A 6125-nucleotide genomic window follows, 5' to 3' on the forward strand; every position below is an offset into this window, starting at 1 on the left:
CACCTTTTCCATTATGTTTACGATATCATGTCAAGTTTTTTTTGGCAACCCATTTTCTCGCTCTTTTTGAGGATTTTCTCCTTTTTTCTCTGATGGGCAAATTTTCAGTCTACTGCCGTACTCTATCTTTATTTATCTGAATTTATCTGAGATTTGTGAGTATGGATATTTTCGATTCAGGATGTAGCGATCGCCTGCTCGATTACTATTTTTTTTTGATTACTGAATTATTTTGTCGTGTTTTCTCAGGGTTTTTCCTGGCTACATAATTTTGAGGTTAATTAGGGAGATGTGACGTTTCTGACCTAATTTTTTTGAGTATATATGAGCACACCTTTTCCATTATGTTTACGATATCATGTCAAGTTTTTTTTGGCAACCCATTTTCTCGCTCTTTTTGAGGATTTTCTCCTTTTTTCTCTGATGGGCAAATTTTCAGTCTACTGCCGTACTCTATCTTTATTTATCTGAATTTATCTGAGATTTGTGAGTATGGATATTTTCGATTCAGGATGTAGCGATCGCCTGCTCGATTACAAACTTTTCTTGATTACTGAATTATTTTGTAATGATTTCTCAGGATTGTTCCTAGCTGCATAATTTTGAGGTTAAATTAGGAAAATATCACGTTTTTGGACTATTTTTTTGAGTATATATGAGCGCACCTTTTCCATTATGTTTACGATATCATGTCAAGTTTTTTTTGGCAACCCATTTTCTCGCTCTTTTTGAGGATTTTCTCGTTTTTTCTCTGATGGGCAAATTTTCAGTCTACTGCCGTACTCTATCTTTATTTATCTGAATTTATCTGAGATTTGTGAGTATGGATATTTTCGATTCAGGATGTAGCGATCGCCCGTTCAATTACAAACTTTTCTTGATTACTGAACTATTTTGTAGTGATTTCTCAGGATTTTTCCTAGCTGCATAATTTTGAGGTTAAATTAGGAAAATATCATGTTTTTGGACTATTTTTTTGAGTATATATGAGCGCACCTTTTCCATTATATTTACGATATCATGTCAAGTTTTTTTTGGCAACCCATTTTCTTGATTTTTTTGAGGATTTTAAGTAAGCATTCAGCCGTCAGCTATCAGCTATTGCCTTTAGTTTACGATAAAAGCTTTATTAATTGTCTTACTACAAAAGTTGGATTTCTTGCCCTTAAAGTCTATTTTAATCTAAACACTTTCCTTAAGGAGAAAGTCTTGTTCCTGAGAGTGACAGCTAATAGCTGAATGCTTACGATTTTAATGTTGAAAAAGTATAGTTTCTATCATCCCAGTTTTAGCAATTTTATCGACTGGGTAGGATAGTTAAAAATCAGCCTATCCTACCAAAGATAATAGATAGTTATTCTACAAGACTAAATTAGGTTCTAACAGCGTATATTGCTCCAATATTACTACTACGAGGTAAACGAGAAAAAATTGCAAAGCCTTCTTGACGCAAATATTCAGCTAACTTATCTGGTCCTTTACTATGCCATTCCATCATAATTACTTTTATCTGATTTAATTGCCCTTTTGCCACTAAAGAATCAAAGATTTCATACTCAGATCCTTCACAGTCAATCTTGGCAACAATATCCATATCTGGGTGCTGAGAAATTATTGAATTTAACTCTTCGCTAATAGGCTTTAAAGTCAGCTCTTCTTTGGGGAGAGATTTATTTTGCTTATTGTTTATTCGGTCTTCTGAAACTCCAATACTTCCTCTTAATTCATAATCAAATTCGACTGTTACTTTCTTTTCTGCATCAGCAATTCCATAACTAAATGGTTTAATTTTCTGAGAAATATCTGGGTTTAAATCAAAATTATGTAGTGCTTGTTTATAGGTAACATTGAAAGGTTCATAACCCCAGATTGATTTCACATTTTCCTGACTAGCAAAATATAGACTAGCTAACCCTACATTCATGCCAATATCTAACATAACTACGGGGCGTTCGTAAATAAAAGTATAAATTCCTAACCAAAAAATTTCCCAAAGAATAGATAGCTCTTCTGCTGTTTGAACATTTACTTTAATTCCTTCTATTTCTACAATTAACTCATCATTTTTATCTATAGCAAACTTAGCATTTAACTTTTTCTTGAGAAATTTTGCTTGATTCAATGCTTTTTTTTGAAGTAGAAAATCATATTTTTCCTTTTCAACATATATATCTAGGGGTTTGAGAAATAATTTATCTGAACCACGCTCAACTTCTACATCATTAAAACTCATATTTAACTCAGGAATTTTATCTACCCAATACCAATTAGGTATCTGCTTATAATTCCTCACATTTCTCAAAAAATTCTTAGTCTTTAACAATGGTTCTTTTAACATTATTTGTATTCCTCTTAATTAAGTAGACAAACTGAATAATCTATTTGAATGAAACATAACATTTTTTTACTACTTTCTCTCCATACTCAATGATTCATATAACACCAAGATGAAGAAAAAAGAAGTAAGCATTCAGCCGTCAGCTATTGCTTTTAGTTTAGGATAAAAGCTTTATTAATTGTCTTACTACAACTTAAACACTGTCCTTAAGGAGAGAGTCTTATTGCTGTTAACGAAGTTCCTCCGGAGGAGGCTAGCTGACAGCTAATAGCTGTTTGCGCAGCATTCCGTAGGAAGTGCTTACAAAAAGAAGTATAATTGTACCCATTATAGCATAATAATTTTATTCATTTATCTAAAACTACTGATAATTCTCTCAAAGACTTTACTAATTGGTGAAAATATTTAACTTTATGAAATATTAGGGATGGCACAGAAGTAATATATTTTAACTAAATCGTCGAGAAGCCTCGCGCCATAATCTCTGATTTGGCGACCAGATGAATCGGCGTTCATTAATGGATAATGGATAATGGATAATGGATAATGGATAATTACCTCTGGTTAAAACCGTTACGGAATTGAACATAAGGAAATATTATTTATTTATTTTCCCCTTGTAGAGCGACAGCTCGCGGCGCAGCCAAGGAGAGGCAGAGTAAGCTGAATTATTTAATTAATAATGATTAATTATTCGGTAAATTAATGGGGTTCAATGCCTCATTAATCTACAAATATTGCTTTTTGCTCAAGACTCAAAAGTTGACGTTATCATAACAATGAGCGAACTAATGTTGATAGTAATGCGGACGGCTTATCAGTACAAATTAAAGCCTAATCAAGAACAAGTGTCTACCATAGAACTATGGCTAGACTTGTTGCGTCGGCAGTACAAATATCGATTGGGTGAGCGGTTTTCGTGGTGGTCAGAAAATCGCTGTCAGATTAATTCTTGCCCTTTAATAATGCCAACTCCTAAACTAAAAAATAACCCGGATTATTACTCTCAGAAAAAAGATTTAGTCAATACTAAAGATAAATTTCCTAACTACAAACTAATTCATTCTCAAGTATTGCAAGATTGTATTAAACGGGTAATTTCAGTTATCAGTTATCAGTTATCAGTTATCAGTACCTCTACAATAAGGAGGCAAGAAAATACGTAATTTTATTTTTTTTATCCCCTTAAAAAGGGAGGCGCATACCTACAATTGCTCGTTCATTAATTGATAATGGATAATGGATAATGGATAATTACCTCTGGTTAAAACCGTTACGGAATTGAATATAAGGAGATATTATTTCTTTTCTATTGGTCGATTGGATATGGTGAGGAGACCCGAAGAGTGACAGAGCCGCTCCGCTTTATATGTTGCGGAGCAAAACGCCATCCTTCGACCGCTTTTTTTCCTTAAAAGGGGAGGCTTTAAACCAGAATTATTAATTATTAAATAATTCGGTAAAACTTACCTTTGATAGATGGTTAAAAGCAGATAAAAATGGGCATAAATTAGGCAAACCAAGATTTAATGAAATTGGTCGTTATCGTAGCTTTACTTACCCTCAAATCAAGCAAGAATGTCTTGAGGGAAATAAGATTAATTTACCTAAAGTTGGTAAAGTAAAGTTGATTCAACATCGACCATTGCCGGAAGGTTTTCAAATTAAAACCGTTACTATTAAAAAATAGGGCGGCGGGGCATCCCGTCCTTAAAGCTCCTGGAGTCCAATGCAGTGGCAGGACTGCGAAACGAGAAGCCCACACTATAGCATCAGCTTAGTGTGGGAGATGTCACCTATACTAGATAATTAACTAGGGAAACAATTTCCCTCAGAATATACTTGATAAATTGATTTTTTATTTTTATGAAGAATCCAATAAAAATTATCCCTTGGTTAGTTATCGCTGGTTTCGCTTGGTCTCTTGGTTTCTTTTACAATGTTTATTATGGCGGTTTAATTGGTCGGTTACGCGGAATGTACTACAATAAGGTGGCATTAGCAGCGGAGGTAGAAGGGTCAAAAAGACTAATAATTGTTGGTGGTTCGGGAGCGCACTATACCGTCAATTCTAAACTAATGGAAGAAGAACTTGGTATACCTGTATTTAATTTTGGCTTAGATGGTAATTTAGGTCTAAATGTAATTTTTCCTACTATTTTGGAGCAAGTTCGTCCAGGAGATATCGTACTGATAATTCCTGAATACTTAATGTTATTAGATGAAGATGGATTAGGCGATCGCTCTACTTATTTTGGAGTAGCTATCGGAAAACCACGGTTAGGAGGGATACCACCCAAGCAGTTTGCTCAAGATACTTTTGGTTTAGGCGTACCTAGTCTTAGGAGATTGACAAAATCTGCTATAGATATAGTTGAGCAAGTAGAAGTTCCAGATTACTATGCCGATCCAATTACAGACTGGGGAGATCCGACTAAAACATGGGAGCGTAAAAGTAAATGGTGGAAAATGACAGTTAACAAACCCGTTACTCCTCATTCAATTGCACGAATTAAGCAATTTAGAGAAGAATTAGAAGCTAAAAAAGCAAGTTTAGTTATATCACTACCTATCATTTATGCCAATACAAATGAAAAAACTGTGAAGAATGTGGAGAAAACTGCTGAAGAGTTAGGTAAAATTGCTCCTCTAATTTATGACGAAAAGTTAAATTTATGGACTGACGTTAACTTGTTTGCTGATACTCACTACCATCTCAAACCAGAAGGAAGAGTTATACGTTCAAAAGTATTAGTCAAACAACTCCAACCTATAATTCAACCGAAAATAAGTAATAAATAAGGTTTTAATTATCTCCCTTTCTTTGTTTTTCAAGAAGGAAGAATTCATCAATGGATAATGGATAATGGATAATGAATAATGGATAATTACCTCTGGTTAAAACCGTTACAGAATTTAATATAAGGAAATCTGATTTCTTCTCTTGGTCGATTGGATATGGTTAGGAAACCCATCCATCCCACCCTACGGGAAGCTACGCTTTTTCCTAGGTCATGCTCCGCAAACATGTCGGCGACAGCCGTTAACGTAGTTATGCTAGCGCATAACTACCGTTTTTTTATCCTTAAAAGGAGAGGCTTTAAACCTAGATTCGATTAATTATCAATTATCAATTGTTAATTATCCATTGTCAGAAAGAAGAAGGAAGAGGGACAAAGGCTTAAAAGCCTAAAAAAAACTTAAATTTCGGCGTTGCACAGTGACGAATAATTTGAGATTTTTGATTGAATTGAATTATGGATTAATCAATTGCTAGAATGATTAATATTAGATTTTTTTAGTCAAAGTCTAAACTAATTTTTGGTAATATTATTCCATAATGTGCAAGCCTGAATTTTAAGCTTTTTATCTGTCCTAACCTTTCCTTCCACTGCTACACCTTAAGACATCCCAATAATTTTTCCCTTCAATTATTACCCAAATTCTGCTAACAAAATGTCATCATTATCATCAGCAAGAGTCGCAACAATAGTAATTGCCCGCGAAATTTCTCCTGGAGATAATTCTGCCACAGTACGAGTCGCCAGAATTACAATTTGATTATCCACAATAGCAAAATGGGATTCCATCGTCGATAACCAATTCATTTCTAATAACCTACGCATTAACTGAGGTTCATTTTTTGCTGGTAACTTCAGCACATAAGACCAGACATCAAAAGTATCATCGTCTGTTTGTCCAGTCAGTCTGACATATACTTCCACACTGCCATATTGAAACTTCCATAAATGGCCTGCCTCATTCTTGGCCACCATCACTTTTTGAT

At 34.2% G+C, this 6125-nt stretch carries 4 protein-coding genes; 2 read left to right on the forward strand and 2 right to left on the reverse strand.

Annotation, left to right across the window (positions count from 1 at the left end; all coding sequences use genetic code 11):
* Window positions 1-1372: 1372 nt before the first annotated feature.
* A complete protein-coding gene (locus F6K54_RS26080) occupies window positions 1373-2338 on the reverse strand; it encodes an FkbM family methyltransferase (RefSeq protein WP_293083986.1) in 966 nt (321 codons plus the stop codon).
* Between the two features lie 779 nt (window positions 2339-3117).
* On the opposite strand from F6K54_RS26080, the gene F6K54_RS26085 reads away from it, so the two are divergent.
* Window positions 3118-3504 carry a helix-turn-helix domain-containing protein gene (locus F6K54_RS26085; protein WP_293083989.1) on the forward strand — a complete coding sequence of 129 codons (387 nt, stop codon included), beginning with the start codon at window positions 3118-3120 and terminating at the stop codon, window positions 3502-3504.
* A gap of 700 nt (window positions 3505-4204) precedes the next feature.
* The gene (locus tag F6K54_RS26090; protein ID WP_293083992.1) at window positions 4205-5140 is read left to right on the forward strand and encodes a hypothetical protein; all 936 of its coding nucleotides are present in this window, start codon (window positions 4205-4207) and stop codon (window positions 5138-5140) included.
* Window positions 5141-5772: 632 nt separating this feature from the next.
* Here the strand turns inward: F6K54_RS26090 and F6K54_RS26095 are convergent.
* A partial coding sequence (locus tag F6K54_RS26095; protein WP_293083995.1) for a YbjN domain-containing protein occupies window positions 5773-6125 on the reverse strand: 353 nt, incomplete at its 5' end.

Origin of the sequence: Okeania sp. SIO3B5 (assembly GCF_010692555.1) — a bacterium.
GTDB lineage: Bacteria > Cyanobacteriota > Cyanobacteriia > Cyanobacteriales > Microcoleaceae > Okeania.

Bases quoted from the DNA above. Each gene is read 5' to 3' on its own strand.
- F6K54_RS26090 (WP_293083992.1), top strand. From the start codon at position 4,205: ATGAAGAATCCAATAAAAATTATCCCTTGGTTAGTTATCGCTGGTTTC.
- F6K54_RS26080 (WP_293083986.1), bottom strand. From the start codon at position 2,338: ATGTTAAAAGAACCATTGTTAAAGACTAAGAATTTTTTGAGAAATGTG.
- F6K54_RS26085 (WP_293083989.1), top strand. From the start codon at position 3,118: ATGAGCGAACTAATGTTGATAGTAATGCGGACGGCTTATCAGTACAAA.